Annotated in this window: 19 protein-coding genes; 3 read left to right on the top strand and 16 right to left on the bottom strand. The window is 72.8% G+C overall.

Annotation, left to right across the window (positions count from 1 at the left end; translation table 11 throughout):
- The 5 genes from BLS70_RS09595 to BLS70_RS09575 all read right to left on the bottom strand — a co-directional run bounded on the left by BLS70_RS09595 (position 1) and on the right by BLS70_RS09575 (position 3,203).
- Positions 1 to 1,404, bottom strand: coding sequence for a glycine--tRNA ligase (locus BLS70_RS09595; protein WP_255362353.1), 1,404 nt, complete (start codon positions 1,402 to 1,404; stop codon positions 1 to 3).
- Between the two features lie 87 nt (positions 1,405 to 1,491).
- Entirely contained in the window at positions 1,492 to 1,956 is a 465-nt protein-coding gene (locus BLS70_RS09590) for a hypothetical protein (RefSeq protein ID WP_091766543.1), read from the bottom strand.
- 72 nt (positions 1,957 to 2,028) lie between these two features.
- Positions 2,029 to 2,415, bottom strand: coding sequence for an HNH endonuclease (locus BLS70_RS09585; protein ID WP_255362352.1), 387 nt, complete (start codon positions 2,413 to 2,415; stop codon positions 2,029 to 2,031).
- A gap of 46 nt (positions 2,416 to 2,461) precedes the next feature.
- Positions 2,462 to 2,875 carry a rhodanese-like domain-containing protein gene (locus BLS70_RS09580; protein WP_176946350.1) on the bottom strand — a complete coding sequence of 138 codons (414 nt, stop codon included), beginning with the start codon at positions 2,873 to 2,875 and terminating at the stop codon, positions 2,462 to 2,464.
- A gap of 52 nt (positions 2,876 to 2,927) precedes the next feature.
- A complete protein-coding gene (locus tag BLS70_RS09575) occupies positions 2,928 to 3,203 on the bottom strand; it encodes an antibiotic biosynthesis monooxygenase family protein (RefSeq protein ID WP_143030381.1) in 276 nt (91 codons plus the stop codon).
- Between the two features lie 83 nt (positions 3,204 to 3,286).
- Here BLS70_RS09575 and BLS70_RS09570 point away from each other — a divergent pair, with 83 nt between their 5' ends.
- The gene (locus BLS70_RS09570) at positions 3,287 to 3,718 is read left to right on the top strand and encodes a Fur family transcriptional regulator (protein ID WP_091767192.1); all 432 of its coding nucleotides are present in this window, start codon (positions 3,287 to 3,289) and stop codon (positions 3,716 to 3,718) included.
- Here the strand turns inward: BLS70_RS09570 and BLS70_RS09565 are convergent.
- The gene (locus BLS70_RS09565) at positions 3,696 to 4,460 is read right to left on the bottom strand and encodes an SDR family NAD(P)-dependent oxidoreductase (protein ID WP_091766539.1); all 765 of its coding nucleotides are present in this window, start codon (positions 4,458 to 4,460) and stop codon (positions 3,696 to 3,698) included. The genes BLS70_RS09570 and BLS70_RS09565 overlap by 23 nt on opposite strands.
- Positions 4,461 to 4,486: 26 nt before the next feature.
- Positions 4,487 to 5,650: an acyl-CoA dehydrogenase family protein gene (locus BLS70_RS09560; RefSeq protein ID WP_091766536.1), complete on the bottom strand. Its 1,164-nt coding sequence runs from the start codon at positions 5,648 to 5,650 to the stop codon at positions 4,487 to 4,489.
- A 25-nt stretch (positions 5,651 to 5,675) separates the two neighbouring features.
- Between BLS70_RS09560 and BLS70_RS09555 the strand changes: the two genes are divergently transcribed.
- Together BLS70_RS09555 and BLS70_RS09550 are read left to right on the top strand one after the other, a co-directional pair.
- Positions 5,676 to 6,890, top strand: a complete 1,215-nt coding sequence (locus BLS70_RS09555; RefSeq protein WP_091766533.1) for a CaiB/BaiF CoA transferase family protein — start codon at positions 5,676 to 5,678, stop codon at positions 6,888 to 6,890.
- Positions 6,887 to 7,489, top strand: a complete 603-nt coding sequence (locus BLS70_RS09550) for a hypothetical protein (protein WP_091766530.1) — start codon at positions 6,887 to 6,889, stop codon at positions 7,487 to 7,489. The genes BLS70_RS09555 and BLS70_RS09550 overlap by 4 nt, the downstream gene beginning before the upstream one ends.
- Positions 7,490 to 7,507: 18 nt before the next feature.
- On the opposite strand, the gene BLS70_RS09545 is transcribed toward BLS70_RS09550, so the two are convergent.
- From BLS70_RS09545 to BLS70_RS09505, 9 genes are all read right to left on the bottom strand, one after another.
- Positions 7,508 to 8,272 carry an isoprenyl transferase gene (locus tag BLS70_RS09545; RefSeq protein ID WP_091766527.1) on the bottom strand — a complete coding sequence of 255 codons (765 nt, stop codon included), beginning with the start codon at positions 8,270 to 8,272 and terminating at the stop codon, positions 7,508 to 7,510.
- Positions 8,269 to 9,075: a DNA repair protein RecO gene (gene recO, locus BLS70_RS09540; RefSeq protein WP_091766524.1), complete on the bottom strand. Its 807-nt coding sequence runs from the start codon at positions 9,073 to 9,075 to the stop codon at positions 8,269 to 8,271. The genes BLS70_RS09545 and recO overlap by 4 nt, the downstream gene beginning before the upstream one ends.
- Positions 9,075 to 9,977, bottom strand: coding sequence for a GTPase Era (gene era, locus BLS70_RS09535; RefSeq protein WP_091766521.1), 903 nt, complete (start codon positions 9,975 to 9,977; stop codon positions 9,075 to 9,077). Before era ends, recO begins: the two co-directional genes overlap by 1 nt.
- Positions 9,978 to 10,021: 44 nt before the next feature.
- A complete protein-coding gene (locus tag BLS70_RS09530) occupies positions 10,022 to 10,354 on the bottom strand; it encodes a cytidine deaminase-like protein (RefSeq protein ID WP_091766518.1) in 333 nt (110 codons plus the stop codon).
- A gap of 4 nt (positions 10,355 to 10,358) precedes the next feature.
- A complete protein-coding gene (locus BLS70_RS09525) occupies positions 10,359 to 11,714 on the bottom strand; it encodes a hemolysin family protein (protein WP_091766515.1) in 1,356 nt (451 codons plus the stop codon).
- Positions 11,711 to 12,202, bottom strand: a complete 492-nt coding sequence (gene ybeY, locus BLS70_RS09520; protein WP_091766512.1) for an rRNA maturation RNase YbeY — start codon at positions 12,200 to 12,202, stop codon at positions 11,711 to 11,713. The genes BLS70_RS09525 and ybeY overlap by 4 nt, the downstream gene beginning before the upstream one ends.
- Before the next feature lie 5 nt (positions 12,203 to 12,207).
- On the bottom strand, positions 12,208 to 13,353 hold the full coding sequence (locus tag BLS70_RS09515; RefSeq protein WP_255362351.1) for a PhoH family protein: 1,146 nt from the start codon (positions 13,351 to 13,353) through the stop codon (positions 12,208 to 12,210).
- 92 nt (positions 13,354 to 13,445) lie between these two features.
- Complete coding sequence (locus BLS70_RS09510) at positions 13,446 to 14,270, bottom strand: enoyl-CoA hydratase/isomerase family protein (protein ID WP_091766509.1); 825 nt, start codon at positions 14,268 to 14,270, stop codon at positions 13,446 to 13,448.
- 25 nt (positions 14,271 to 14,295) lie between these two features.
- Complete coding sequence (locus BLS70_RS09505; RefSeq protein ID WP_218122355.1) at positions 14,296 to 14,655, bottom strand: histidine triad nucleotide-binding protein; 360 nt, start codon at positions 14,653 to 14,655, stop codon at positions 14,296 to 14,298.
- Positions 14,656 to 14,683 lie beyond the last annotated feature (28 nt).

The following is a 14,683-nucleotide window of genomic DNA, read 5'->3' as shown; positions in this document are numbered from 1 at the left end:
TCAGCTACCGACGAGGCGGGCGGCCAGGTAGGACTCGACCTGGTCCAGGCCCACCCGCTCCTGGCTCATCGAGTCCCGCTCGCGGATCGTCACGGCCTGGTCCTCGAGGGTGTCGAAGTCGACCGTGATGCAGAACGGCGTCCCGACCTCGTCCTGCCGGCGGTACCGGCGGCCGATGGCACCGGCGTCGTCGAAGTCGACGTTCCAGTTCCGTCGCAGTGCGGTGGCCAGGTCCTTCGCCTTCGGCGACAGGTCGGCGTTGCGCGACAGCGGGAGGACGGCGGCCTTGACCGGGGCCAGGCGCGGGTCGAGCTTGAGCACCGTCCGGGTGTCGACGCCGCCCTTGGCATTGGGCGCCTCGTCCTCGGAGTAGGCCTCGATGAGGAAGGCCATCAGCGACCGGGTGAGGCCGGCCGCGGGCTCGATGACGTAGGGCGTCCAGCGGGTGTTGGTCGCCTGGTCGAAGTAGGAAAGGTCGGTGCCCGAGTGCTCGGTGTGCGTCTTCAGGTCGAAGTCGGTGCGGTTGGCGATGCCCTCGAGCTCGCCCCATTCCGAGCCCTGGAAGCCGAAGCGGTACTCGATGTCGACGGTGCGCTTCGAGTAGTGGGACAGCTTCTCCTTCGCGTGCTCGTAGTGCCGCAGGTTGTCCGGAGCGATGCCGAGGTCGGTGTACCAGCGGGTGCGCTCGTCGATCCAGTACTGGTGCCACTCCTCGTCGCTGCCCGGCTCGACGAAGAACTCCATCTCCATCTGCTCGAACTCGCGGGTGCGGAAGATGAAGTTGCCCGGCGTGATCTCGTTGCGGAACGACTTGCCGATCTGCCCGATGCCGAACGGCGGCTTCTTGCGCGCGGCGCCCATGACGTTGGCGAAGTTCACGAAGATGCCCTGGGCGGTCTCCGGGCGCAGGTAGTGCAGACCGGACTCGTCCTCGACCGGGCCGAGGTAGGTCTTCAGCATCATGTTGAAGTCGCGCGGCTCGGTCCACGCGCCCTTCGTGCCGCAGTTCGGGCAGCTGATGTCGGCCAGCCCGTTCTCCGGGGCGCGGCCCTTCTTCTCCTCGAAGGCCTCCTCGAGGTGGTCGGCCCGGAAGCGCTTGTGGCAGCTCTGGCACTCGGTCAGCGGGTCGGTGAAGACGCCGACGTGCCCGGAGGCGACCCAGGTCTGGCGCGGCAGGATGACCGAGGAGTCGAGCCCGACGATGTCGTCCCGGCTCTGGACGACGGTGCGCCACCACTGCTTCTTGATGTTCTCCTTGAGCTCGACGCCCAGGGGCCCGTAGTCCCATGCGGAGCGGGTGCCGCCGTAGATCTCCCCCGACGGGAAGACGAAGCCCCGTCGCTTGCAGAGGTTCACGACCTTGTCGAGGCGGGCGGGGTCGTGCTTGGCGGTGCTGTCGCTCACGGCGAGAGGCTCCATCCGGCTGGCGGTCGGCGGGTTGACCTGTCCACGGTAGTTGTGCCGTGGACGACGCCTCCGCCCGCGGTGCGCTCAGCTGCCCCGCAGCAGGATCAGCCAGCCGATCGCCGAGGCCAGGATCACCAGGATGGGCAGCAGGGTCAGCACCACCCAGGGCCAGCGGCGGGGGTTGCGGTCCACCCGCACGGGCTCGATGGGCCGGTGCCTCATCTCGGGCGAGCTGAAGGCCAGGGTCCGCTCCCGCACCGCGGCGCTGGGGGGAGGCAGCATCTCGTCGGTGCGGCTCCTGGCCAGCCGCCGCGCCTCCTCGGCGGCCGGGTCGGCCTCCTCGACCACCTCGACCTCCGGAGCCGAGGCCGCCGGTGGCCGGGCGGGGCCGGGCACCGCCGTCGTCGGGGAGTCGAGCGGGGACGGCGACGCGAGGCCCGCCCACGCCTTGGGCAGGGCCGGCGGGGGGCGGTCGGGCAGCGGCGGCAGCGTGATGTCGCGGGTGCGGTCGTCGGGCGCCGGCGGATCGTCGTGCGTCCGGTCGGTCATGGGGGCGTCTCCGGGTGTCCACGGCCCGCCGGCGGCGGGGACTCCGGTGCTCAGTGCCCGTCCGCGCGCGCCCTACGCCTCGCGGAGCACCGGCTCCTCGTCGTCGGCCTCCTCGGCGAACTCCTGGGCGAGCAGCATCCGGACCTCGGCATGCCGCACCAGGAAGGCCCGCTCGTCCAGGCGCTTGCGCCGCAGCCAGCCGGTGACCTCGTCGTTGCACTTGCTGGCGTTGCACGAGCCGCAGGCCGGGGCGATGTTGTCCAGCGTGTAGCGGCCGCCGCGGGACAGGGCGAGCACGCAGTCGCGCTGCAGCGGGACGCCGGTCGCGCCGCAGTAGGCGCAGCCTCCCCACACCTGCTGCAGCAGGGCCCACTGCTCAGGGGTGAGGTCGTGCTCGACGGCGTCCATGCGGCGCTTGCGCCGGCGGGCGTACCGGGCGGTGCGGGTGCGGCTGACCACCGGCCGACGGTAAGCGCCGAGCGGCGCCGGTCGTGGGAGCGGCGCGTCACTCCCGCACGTCGGCGGGGCCGTCCGACATCGGCAGCCCGGCGGCGAGCCACGCCTCCACCCCGCCCTCGAGGTCGGTGGCCCGGTGCAGGCCGACGGCCCGCAGCGACGCCGCGGCCAGGCTCGAGCTGTACCCCTGCCGGCACACGACGACGACCTCCAGGTCGCACCCGGTCGCCTCGGGGATGCGGTGGTCCCCGGCGGGATCGAGGCGCCACTCCAGCACGGTCCGGTCGATGACCACCGCCCCGGGCAGCTCGCCCTGCCGACGCCGCTGCGCCTCGGTGCGGGTGTCGACGACCAGCGCACCGCGGCCCGCGGCGTCGCGCAGCCCGGCGGGTGACAGCCGGCGCACCCCTTCCCGGCTGGCGGCCAGCACCGCGTCGATGCCCCGGCAGTCCACGGTCGTCACGGCTCCGAGCCTGCCAGCGCCCGCGCTTGCGCGCCCGCCGTCGTCCTGACGCTCACTCCGTGACGTAGACGCCAGGTTCGTCGAGGGCGTGCACCCAGACCGGCGCCCCGGCGATCTTCACCGCCGCGGCCGACAGCCCTCGGCGGTAGGCGCCGACGCCGTCCCACCGGGTCACCAGCGCCCACAGCGTCGGGTCGTCGGCCGCGCGACCGAAGTCGCCGCCGCGGAAGCCCGGCATGGCGCCCAGGGCCTCGAGCAGCGGCCCGACCGCGGCCTCCAGCGCCGCGCCGTCCCCACCCGTCGCCCGGAGGCGTGTCACTGCGAACACCGGCTGTCTCCTGTCCGTCGAGGCGATGGGGCGAACGGTGCCATGCCGTCTGACCACACCGCCGGCCTGTCACCATGGAGGGCATGGTCCGGACCACCCGCCAGCGCGAGGCCGTGCGCGCGGTCTTCGCCGACCTCGACGGCTTCCACAGCGCCCAGCACGTGCACGCCCGGCTGCGCGCCGCCGGTGACTCCGTCGGGCTCTCCACCGTCTACCGGGCGGTGCAGTCGCTGGCCGACGACGGCGAGCTGGACTCCATCCGCACCGACTCCGGCGAGGCGCTGTACCGGCGCTGCAGCCCGCAGCACCACCACCACCTGGTCTGCCGCGGCTGCGGGCTCACCGTGGAGGTCGAGGGCCCGGCCGTGGAGCAGTGGGCCGACCGCGTCGCCGGCGAGCACGGCTTCGACGACGTCAGCCACACGCTCGAGATCTTCGGCACCTGCGCCCGGTGCCGGTCGGCCGCCGGGTCCCCGGCGGCCGACGCGGCGGTTAGCGCGGAGCCATCCGGATAGCACCGTCGAGGCGGATCGTCTCGCCGTTGAGGTAGCCGTTCTCCAAGATCTGGCCGGCCAGCAGCGCGAACTCGGCGGTGTTCCCCAGCCGCGGCGGGTTCGGCACCGAGGCCTCCAGGGAGGCGCGGACGTCGTCGCGGAGCCGGGCGAGCAGCGGGGTGTCCATGATCCCGGGCGCGATCGTGCACACGCGGATCGCCTTGCTCGCGAGGTCGCGGGCGGCGTTGAGGGTCATGCCGACGATGGCCGCCTTGGACGCGGTGTAGGGCAGCTGCCCGATCTGCCCCTCGAAGGCGGCCACCGACGCGGTCAGCACGATCGCGCCCCGCTCGCCGTCCACGGCCTCGTTGCGCGCCATGCGGGCGGCGCCGAGGCGGAGGGCGTTGAACGACCCGGTCACGTTGAGCTTCATGACCCACTCGAAGTCCTCGAGGGATCCCGGTTCGCCGTCCTTGTCCAGGACGCGCAGCCGGCGGCCGGCCCCCGCGCAGTGCACCAGCCCGCGCAGCGGTCCGCTCTCCCCCGCGGCGTCCAGGGCGGCGGCGAACTGCTCGCTGTCGGTGACGTCGGCGGCGACGAACCGGGCGGCGTCGCCCAGGTCGGCGGCCACCTGCTCCCCGGCCGAGCTGGGCAGGTCGATGATCGTGACCTGTCCCCCGGCGGCGACGAGCCGCTGGGCGGTGGCCAGGCCGAGGCCCGAGGCGCCGCCGGTGACGGCGGTGGTGAGTCCGGAGAGCTGCATGGGTGGGGACGTCCTTTCCAGGGGGTTCAGATGCGTTCGCGGTTGCGGTCGCGGGCGACCAGCTGGGCGGCGATCACATTGCGCTGCACCTCGTTGGTGCCCTCGCCGAGGATCATCAGCGGGGCGTCGCGGAAGTAGCGCTCGATGTCGTACTCGCGGGAGAAGCCGTAGCCGCCGTGCACGCGCATGGCGTCCAGTGCCACCTGCATGGCCGTCTCCGAGGCGAACAGCTTGGCCATGCCGGCCTCGAGGTCGGCGCGCTGCCCGCTGTCCAGCCGGTCGGCGGCGTCCAGGGTCATCAGCCGGGCGGCCCGGGTCTTCGTGGCCATGTCGGCGAGCAGGTTGCCCACCGACTGGTGCTGCCAGATGGGCTTGCCGAAGGTCTCCCGGTCCTGGGCGTAGCGGAGCGCGGCCTGCAGCGCCGCCTGCGCCACCCCGACCGCCCGTGCGGCGACCTGGATCCGGCCGACCTCCAGGCCGCGCATCATGTGCGCCCATCCCTGACCGGGCACTCCCCCGAGGACGGCGGAGACGGGCACCCGCATCGCGTCGAAGGACAGCTCGCACGCCTCCACCCCGCGGTACCCGAGTTTCGGGATCTTGCCCGAGACGGTCAGGCCCTCGCCGGGCTCGACGAGCACCACGCTCATGCCCCGGTGGGCCGGCTCGGCGGTGCGGTCGGTCTTGCACAGCAGTCCGATGAGCCCGGAGTGCTGGGCGTTGGAAATCCAGGTCTTGGAGCCGGTGATGACCAGTTCGTCGCCGTCGGCCTGGGCGTAGGTGCGCATGCCCTGCAGGTCGCTGCCGCCCGACGGCTCGGTGAGCGCCATCGTCGCCCGCACCCGGCCCTCGGCCATCGCCGGCAGGTAGGTCCGCTGCTGCGCCTCGGTGCCGAACGTGCGGATCAGGTAGCTGATGACCGAGTGGCCCCCGATGGCGCCGGCCAGGCTCATCCAGCCGCGGGCGAGCTCCTCGGTGACGCGGGCGAAGCAGGCGGCGCTGACGTCGGCCCCGCCGTGCTCGGCGGGGACCAGGAGGCCGAAGAAGCCGAGCTCCTTCATCTCGTCGATGAACGCTTGCGGGTACTCGTCGACCGACTCGAACTCCCGCACGCGCGGTGCGACCCGTTCGTCGACGAACCGGGCGACCAGGCCCACCATCTCCTGCTCGTCGGGCGTCAGGCTGCTCATGGCGCGGACACTATGTTGTGCGGCTATGACGACCGCCACACCCCCGTCCCTCCCCCTGGCCGGGATCACCGTGGTGGCGCTCGAGCAGGCCGTCGCCGCTCCGCTGGCCACCCGGCACCTCGCCGACCTGGGCGCCCGGGTGATCAAGATCGAGCGGGTGGGCGAGGGCGACTTCGCCCGCCACTACGACGGCGCCGTCCACGGCATGGCCTCGCACTTCGTCTGGCTCAACCGGGGCAAGGAGTCGGTGGCCCTCGACCTGAAGTCTCCCGACGGCGTGGCGGTGGTGCGGGCGCTCGTGGCGGGTGCCGACGTCTTCCTGCAGAACTTCGCGCCCGGCGCGGTCGCCCGGCTGGGGCTGGACGGCGAGACGCTGCGGGCCGCCGACCCGCGCCTCGTCGTCGTCAACATGTCCGGCTACGGCGCCAGCGGGCCGCGTCGGGACCGCAAGGCCTACGACATGCTGATCCAGGCCGAGACCGGGCTGGTGTCGGTCACCGGTACCCCGGAGACGGCCACCAAGACCGGCGTCCCCGCCTCCGACATCGCCGCGGGGCTGTACGCCACGAACTCGGTGCTGGCGGCGCTGTTCCGCCGCGAGCGCACCGGCGAGGGCGCGACGGTCGAGGTGTCGATGTTCGACGCGACCGCCGAGTGGCTGGGCCACCAGATGTACATGCAGATGTACGCCGGCCGGCAGGTCCCGCGGATGGGACTGAGTCATGCCGCCATCGCCCCCTACGACGCCTACCCGACCAGCGACGGGCAGGTGCTGATCGGCGTGCAGAACGACCGCGGCTGGCAGGACCTCGTCACCAAGGTGTTCGACCGCCCGGACCTCGCCGACCACCCGCGGCTGCGCACCAACGTGCTGCGGGTGGAGAACCGGGAGGAGTGCGACGCGGTCGTCGCGACCGAGACCCGCACCTGGACGACGGCGGAGCTCGACGCCCGACTGGCCGAGGCGGGGGTGCCGGCGGCGCAGCTCAATGACATGCGCGGCCTGATCGACCACCCGCAGCTCAGCGCCCGCGACCGGTGGCGCGAGGTCGGCAGCCCGGTCGGGCCGGTGCGGGCCATCCTGCCGCCGATGACCTTCACCGACGTGGAGCTGGCGATGGGCGACGTGCCCGCGCTCGGGGAGCACACCGCCGCCGTCCTGTCCGAGTTCGGCTACAGCGACGCGGAGATCGATGATCTGGTCGCGAGCGGCGCCGCCGGCCGCGAGTCGACGACGTGAGCCGCCCGACGGCGCCGCCTCCGACCGACGCGGAGAGCCACGAGATCCAGCTCCGCTCGCAGTTCGGTCTGCGATCCGACCTGCCCTACGTGCGGACCGTCGACGCCGACCCGCGCTCGACCACCGACCGGCTCGGGATCCCGTTGACACCGGAGGAGTCCGCGGACATCGAGGCCCGGAGCTCGACGGTCCGCGTCCTCGGGGCGGCGGCGCAGGACCTCGACGGCTATGGCGGCATCTGGATCGACCAGGCAGCGGGCGGTGTCATCCATCTCGGCGTGGCGGGGAGCTGGTCGGAGGAGACGATCCAGCGCCTGCGGTCCCTCGTGCCCGCCGGCCAGCAGCTCGTCCTCGAGGAGGTCGCGGTGAGCCTGGCCGAGCTGGAGTCCCTCCTGGAGCGGCTCAACGACGCGGTCCTCTCGGACCCCTCGCTGCGAGTGCACCTCGCGGGGCTGTACCTCGAAGAGCAGAACAACGCCGTCCGGCTCACGATGCTGACGGACACGCCACAGGAACTGCTCGACCAGGTGGAACAGGAGTTCGGCGGGCCCGGCTTCGTCCTGGACAGCGCCGCGGAGGGCGGCTACAGCTACGACTAGGCAGCGAGCCGCCGGCCCTCAGGCGGAGCCGAAGCGGCGCTGGCGGGAGGCGTACTCCTCGCAGGCGGCCCACAGGTGCCGACGGTCGAAGTCCGGCCAGAGCGTGTCCAGGAAGACGAACTCCGCGTAGGCCGACTGCCACAGCAGGAAGTTGCTGGTGCGGTTCTCCCCCGAGCTGCGCACGAACAGGTCGACGTCGGGCATGTCGGGCTCGTCGAGGAACCGGGCGATCGTCTTCTCGTCGATCTTGTCCGGATTGAGCCTGCCGGCGGCCACCTCGCGGCCGATGGCCGCGGCGGCGTCGGCGATCTCGGCCCGGCCGCCGTAGTTCACGCACATGGTCAGCGTGAGGACGTCGTTGTCGCGGGTGAGCTCCTCGGCGACCTCCAGCTCCCTGATCACCGAGCGCCACAGCCGGGGACGCCGTCCCGCCCAGCGCACCCGCACGCCGAGTTCGTGCATCTCGTCGCGGCGGCGGCGGATCACGTCGCGGTTGAAGCCCATGAGGAAGCGGACCTCGTCGGGGCTGCGTCGCCAGTTCTCGGTGGAGAAGGCGTAGGCGCTGATCGCGGTGATGCCCAGCTCGATGGCGCCCTCGACGCAGTCGAACAGCGAGGACTCCCCCGCCTCGTGCCCGGCCGTGCGCGGCAGCCCGCGCTCCTTGGCCCAGCGGCCGTTGCCGTCCATGACGATCGCGACGTGCCCCGGGATCTTGTCGGCGGGCAGCTCGGGCGGGCGCGCGCCCGACGGGTGCGGGTTGGGCGCCTTGACCTCGCGCTTCACGCGCCCGTCCCGACGATCAGCGGCTCGGCCGGCTGCAGGACGGCCGGCCGGGCGTCGGAGCGGTCGACCAGGGGCAGCGAGCGCAACCCGCGCTCGAGGTGCCACTGCAGCATGGCGGCCACCAGCCCGCTGCTCTCGCGGCGGTTGATGCCCTGGCTGGCGTCGGCCCGCGCCCAGTCGCCGGTCAGCAGTGATTCCATGAGCTCGAGGGTGACGGGGCTCGGCATCGCGGAGCCCGTGGGCCGGCAGGACGGGCACACGGTGCCGCCGGCCGGCACGGAGAAGTGCCGATGCGGACCGGCCTCCCCGCAGCGGGCGCACTCACCCAGCGCCGGCTCCCAGCCGGCCACCGACATCGCCCGCAGCAGGAACGCGTCGAGCACCAGGCCGGGCTGGTGGGTCCGCTCGCCGAGGGTCCGGAGCGCACCGACGACGAGCAGGAACATCCGCAGCGACGGCTCCTTCTCCTCGGCGGTCAGCCGGTCGGCGGTCTCCAGCACCGCGGTGCCGGCGGTGTAGGCCGGGTAGTCGGCCACGATCTCCTGACCGTAGGACCGGATCGACTCCACCTGGCTGACGATGTCGAGGTTGCGCCCGGTGTAGAGCTGCAGGTCGACGTGGGTGAAGGGCTCCAGCCGGGCGCCGAACTTGCTCTTGGTGCGGCGCACGCCCTTGGCGACGGCGCGCACCTTGCCCGTCCGGCGGGTGAGCACCGTGATGATCCGGTCGGCCTCGCCCAGCTTCTGGGTGCGCAGCACGATGCCCTCGTCCCGGTACAGGGCCTTCGGGGTGTGCGCGCTCATCAGTAGCCCAGCCGGTTGAGCTTCTTCGGGTCGTCCTGCCACTCGCCGAGCACGGTGACGTGCAGGTCGAGGTGGACGCGCGCGCCCAGCAGCGTCTCCATGCCCACGCGGGCCTCGCTGCCGATCGCCTTGATGATCGACCCGCCCTTGCCCAGCAGCATTGGCTTCTGGCTGTTGCGCTCGACGTGCAGCAGGGCGTGGATCTCGACCAGGTCGCGGTCGGGCCGGCGGTTGATCTCCTCGATGGTGACCGCCAGCGAGTGCGGCACCTCCTGGAACACCTTCTCCAGCGCCGCCTCGCGCACCAGCTCGGCCAGCTGGCGCTCGACGTCCTCGTCGGTGGTCTGCTCCTCCGGGTACAGCGGCGGGCCCTCGGGCAGCAGCTTGATCAGCAGGTTCTCGAGCAGCTCGACCTGGTCGCCCTTCACCGCGCTGACCGGCACGACCTCGGCGGCCTCGACGAGCTGGCTGGCCGCCATGAGCTGCTCGGCCACCTGCTGCTTGTTCGCGGCGTCGGTCTTGGTCACCACGACGACGATGGGTGCCCTGATCTCGCGCAGCTGGCGGGCGATGAACTTGTCACCGGTGCCCACGGGCTGGTCGGCCGGGACGCAGAAGACCACCACGTCGACGTCGGACAGCGTGTCGCGGACGACGTCGTTGAGCCGCTTGCCCAGCAGGCTTTTGGGCTTGTGCAGACCCGGGGTGTCGACCAGCACGATCTGGCCCTCCGGCTTGTGCACGACCCCGCGGATGGCGTGCCGGGTGGTCTGCGGCCGGTTGCTGACGATGCCGACCTTCTCGCCGACCAGCGCGTTGGTCAGCGTCGTCTTGCCGGCGTTCGGGCGGCCCACCAGGGCGACGAAGCCGCTGCGGTGCGGCGTCTGCTCGGGGCTGCTCACGCCGACAGTCTCCCACCGACCACCGACGTCAGCGGCCAACGGAGTCAGACGGTGGTGCGCAGGGTCCCGTCGGGGCCGGCGAGGTGCACGGGTGCCGACGGCGTGAGGTCGCGGACGGCGGCCAGGCCGTCGGTCTCCACGGCGTCACCCTCGGAGACGATCGCGGCGGCCTCGAGCCCCTCGACCCCGCTGGAGACGGCGGCGGCCACCGCGGCCTGCAGCGCCGAGAGCTTCAACGAAGGCAGGCCCACGCTCGCCGCGACATAGGTGCGGCCGTCGGTGTCCCGGACCGCCGCCCCCTCGGCCGCGCCGGTGCGGGCGCGGGCGGAACGGGCGAGCGTGACGAGCTTGGCGTCCTCGGGCTGGAGTTCGGGCACCGGATCAGCTTTCCACCGGGGCCGGCTCCTCGTAGCGGGTGGCCCCCCTGCCCGACGGTGCGGCCGTCTCCTCGGCGGCGTCCTCGGACGGCTGCTCCACCCGGCACACCAGCAGGGTGTCCACGCGGTTACGGCGTCCGCCGGTGCTCTCGGCGACCAGCCGCAGCCCGCCGATCTCGGCCGACGCGCCCTCGATGGGCACCAACCCGAGCTCCCGGGCCAGCAGGCCGCCCACGGTCTCGACGTCGTCGTCCTCGGGCAGCTCGACGCCGAACAGCTCGGCGAGGTCCTCGACCGGTAGCCGCGCGGTCACCCGCATCGAGCCGTCGGGCAGCTCCTCCACCGGCGGGCGCTGGAAGGCGTCGTGCTCGTCGGCGATCTCCCCGACGATCTCCTCGAGGATGTCCTCGATGGTGACCAGGCCGGCGAAGCCGCCGTACTCGTCCACCACGATCGCGATGTGGATCCGCTGCGCCTGCATGTCGCGCAGCAGTTCGTCGACCGGCTTGGACTCCGGGACGAACGTGGGCTTGCGCATCAGCTCCTCGACCCGCGGGCCGCCCCGCTCCTGCGAGTTCTGCGAGCGGCGGACCAGGTCCTTGAGGTAGACCACGCCGACGACGTCGTCGACGTTCTCGCCGATGACCGGGATGCGGCTGAACCCGCTGCGCAGGGCGAGCGCGAGCGCCTGGCGCACGGTCTTGGTGCGCTCGATCCAGACGACGTCGGTCCGCGGGACCATGACCTCGCGCGCGATGGTGTCGCCGAGCTCGAACACCGAGTGGATCATCTGGCGCTCGCCGGACTCGACCACGCCGCGTTCCTCGGCCATGTCGACCAGCTCGCGCAGCTCCACCTCGGAGGAGAACGGGCCGTCGCGGAAGCCGCGGCCGGGCGTGATCATGTTGCCGACCAGGATGAGCAGCGTGGCGACCGGCCCGAGGACGCGGCCGAGCAGCTTCACCACGCCGGCGGTGGCCAGCGCCACCGAGTAGGCGTGCTGCCGGCCGAGGGTGCGCGGCCCGACGCCGATGAGCACGTAGCTGACGACGGTCATGATCGCGGCCGCGGTGAGGACCGTGCGCCAGCCGCCGCCCCAGGCGTCGTAGAGCAGCACGGTGCCCAGAACCGCGGCGACCATCTCGCAGGCGATGCGGAGCAGGAGCAGCAGCGAGACATGGCGGGCGCGCTCGAGCACGACCTCCTCGAGCGCCCCGGCGCGCTTGGCGCCCTCCCGGCGGAGCTCCTCGACGCGGGCCTTGGAGACCCGCTGCAGCGCGGCGTCCATGGCCCCGAAGAGCCCGGCGAGCGGGACGAGGCAGCAGGCGATCACCAGGAGGACGATCGCGCCGGAGCTCATCGCGGCGTCTGCTCCTGGCCCGTGACCGGCTCGCGCGGGGCGGACCGCCAGCTCTCGAGGAGCTGGGACTGGAGACCGAACATCTCCTTCTCCTCCTCGGGCTCCATGTGGTCGTAGCCGAGCAGGTGGAGCACGCCGTGCGTGGCCAGCAGGACCAGCTCGTCGTCCATGGTGTGCCCGGCGGCCCGCGCCTGGCGGACGGCCACGGCCGGGCAGAGGACGACGTCGCCCAGCAGCGCCGGACCCGGGTCGGGGTCGTCGGGACGGGCGGTGTCGAGCTCGTCCATGGGAAAGGCGAGCACGTCGGTCGGCCCCTTCTCCCCCATCCAGCGCTCGTGCAGGCTGCTCATGTACTCGACGTCGACGCAGAGGACGGACAGCTCGGCCATCGGATTGACGTCCATCTCACCGAGCACGAAGCGGCAGATCCCGGCCAGCTCCGCCTCGTCGACGGCGATCTCGGACTCGTTGGAGACCTCGACGGGCATCTGGCTCAGCTCCCCTGCCGGCGCGGCCGGGCCGGTCGTGCGGGTGCGGGTGGGGTGGTGGTCGCCCGGGCGGGCTGGCGTGCGGCGTCGAAGCGCTCGTAGGCGTCGACGATGTCGCCGACCAGCCGGTGCCGGACGACGTCGGTGCTGGTGAGCGTGGAGAAGTGCACGTCGTCGACGCCGTCCAGGATCTCGCGGACGATCTTCAGCCCGCTCTGCGCGCCACCGGGCAGGTCGACCTGCGTCACGTCACCGGTGACGACGATCTTCGACCCGAAGCCCAGCCGGGTGAGGAACATCTTCATCTGCTCGGCGGTGGTGTTCTGCGCCTCGTCGAGGATCACGAACGCGTCGTTGAGCGTGCGGCCACGCATGTAGGCCAGCGGCGCGACCTCGATCGTCCCCGAGGCCATCAACCGCGGGATCGACTCCGGGTCGACCATGTCGTGCAGCGCGTCGTAGAGCGGCCGCAGGTAGGGGTCGATCTTCTCGCTCAGCGTCCCGGGCAGGTACCCGAGGCGCTCGCCGGCCTCGACCGCGGGACGGGTCAGGATGATCCGGTTGACCTGCTTCGTCTGCAGCGCCTGCACGGCCTTGGCCATGGCGAGGTAGGTCTTGCCGGTACCGGCCGGGCCGATGCCGAAGACGATGGTGTGCTCGTCGATCGCGTCGACGTAGCGCTTCTGGTTCAGCGTCTTGGGCCGGATCGTGCGCCCGCGGCGACTGATGATGTCCAGGCTCAGCACGTCGGCCGGCCGCTCGGACCCGCCGCTCTTCAGCATCGCGACGACGCGGCGCACGGAGTCCGGGCGCAGCTGCTGGCCGGTGCCGATGAGCGCGATGAGCTCGTCGAAGACGCGGACGGCGAAGGCGTTGTCGGCCGGCTGCCCGGTCACGGTGATCTCGTTGCCGCGCACGTGCACGTCGGCATCGACCTCGGCCTCGACCAGGCGCAGCAGCTCGTCGGCGGAACCGAGCAGCGCGACCATCGGGACCGACTCGGGCACGGAGATGGTGGCGCGGACGGCGGCCGGGCCGGTACCCGCGGCGGGCGGGCCACCTGCGGACCCGTCCACGGCGGCGGCCTGCGCCGATGCCTCACGGGACGTGGGGGCACCCTCGACGGGGACGTTCGGGGAGGTGTCGGGCAAGAACCCTCGACCCTGCCTTCCTGGCTGGGAGTGGCGGACCGCTCGATGCTACCCGCGTCCGGCGACCCGAATCGTGGAACGCCGGTCGGAGGTCACCGCCCCACGTAGGTCGCCTTCCCCGGACCGTCGGTGAGGAACGACCGCACCGCGCCGCGCAGGTCCTCGCTCGCGAACAGCGCCCCCGAGACCTCGGGCACGAGGGCGTCGGCGGCCCGGGCGCCCTGCCGGACGGCCGTGGCCACGAGCTGCTTGGTCGCGGCGTGCGCGACCGTGGGGCCGGCGGCCACCTGGTGGGCGTAGGCGCGGGCCGCCTCGGCGAACCCCTCGTCGGGCAGGACGCGGTTGACGACGTTCCACCGCTCGAGCACGGCGGCCGGGTAGCGCTCGCCGGTGAAGATCAACTCTCGTGCCCGTGCCGGGCCGGCCCGCTCGGCCAGCCGCTGGGGCCCGCCCATCGACGGGGTCAGGCCGACGACGATCTCGACCAGCCCGAAGCTCGCGCGCTCGGCGGCCAGGAGGATGTCGCAGCACAGGCTCAGCTCGAAGGCCGCGGTGAGGGTGAGCCCGTGCGCGGCGAAGACCGTGGGCACCGGCAGGTCCTCGACGGCCTGGGCGACGCGGAGCAGCTGGGCCCACAGCTCGCCGCCGCGGACGATCGGCTCGGGCCCCTCGGCGATGTCGCGGAAGAAGGTCACGTCGACGCCCCCGGACACGACCCTGCCCCGTGCCTCGAAGAGCACCGCCCGCGCCCGGTCGGGCCGCTGCGGATCGGTGAGCGCGACCAGCTGGGCGACGGCGGCGTCCAAGGCCCGGAACACCGCCGGGGTGAACAAGTTCAGCGGCGGGTTGTCGAGGACGACGACGGCGACGTCGCCGTCCCGCTCGACGCGGACGGGCGGGGCACTCTGCTCGGTCACGGGCCGATCCTCGCAGGAGACGCGGTCAGCCGGGGGGCCAGCCCAGGCCGCGGCCACCCAGGACGTGCAGGTGCACGTGGTGCACCGTCTGCCCGGCCTGAGGTCCGGTGTTGGCCACCAGCCGGTAGCCGGGCTCGGCGCCGTCACCGGTGACCAGCCCCTCCTGCCGGGCGACCGCGTGCGCGCCCGCGACGACGTCGCCGAGCAGCGCCGGGTCGGCCTCCGCGAGCGCACCGATGGTGGCGTGGTGCGCCTGCGGGATGACCAGCACGTGCGTGGGCGCCTGCGGGTTGATGTCGCGGAAGGCGAGGACCCGATCGGTCCGGAGGACGACGTCGGCGGGGATCTCCCCGTCGACCATGCGGCAGAACAGGCAGTCGGACACGCCCCGCACCCTAGAGCCGGCTTCGATC

Source organism: Blastococcus aurantiacus, from assembly GCF_900102425.1.
In the GTDB taxonomy this organism is placed as follows: Bacteria; Actinomycetota; Actinomycetes; order Mycobacteriales; family Geodermatophilaceae; genus Blastococcus; species Blastococcus aurantiacus.
Note: the sequence above shows the minus strand (reverse complement) of the source record. Positions and strands in the feature narration are given on the sequence as shown.

Bases quoted from the DNA above. Each gene is read 5' to 3' on its own strand.
- BLS70_RS09590 (WP_091766543.1), bottom strand. From the start codon at position 1,956: ATGACCGACCGGACGCACGACGATCCGCCGGCGCCCGACGACCGCACC.
- BLS70_RS09570 (WP_091767192.1), top strand. From the start codon at position 3,287: ATGGTCCGGACCACCCGCCAGCGCGAGGCCGTGCGCGCGGTCTTCGCC.
- BLS70_RS09565 (WP_091766539.1), bottom strand. From the start codon at position 4,460: ATGCAGCTCTCCGGACTCACCACCGCCGTCACCGGCGGCGCCTCGGGC.
- BLS70_RS09560 (WP_091766536.1), bottom strand. From the start codon at position 5,650: ATGAGCAGCCTGACGCCCGACGAGCAGGAGATGGTGGGCCTGGTCGCC.
- BLS70_RS09555 (WP_091766533.1), top strand. From the start codon at position 5,676: ATGACGACCGCCACACCCCCGTCCCTCCCCCTGGCCGGGATCACCGTG.
- recO (WP_091766524.1), bottom strand. From the start codon at position 9,075: ATGAGCGCGCACACCCCGAAGGCCCTGTACCGGGACGAGGGCATCGTG.
- BLS70_RS09525 (WP_091766515.1), bottom strand. From the start codon at position 11,714: ATGAGCTCCGGCGCGATCGTCCTCCTGGTGATCGCCTGCTGCCTCGTC.
- ybeY (WP_091766512.1), bottom strand. From the start codon at position 12,202: ATGCCCGTCGAGGTCTCCAACGAGTCCGAGATCGCCGTCGACGAGGCG.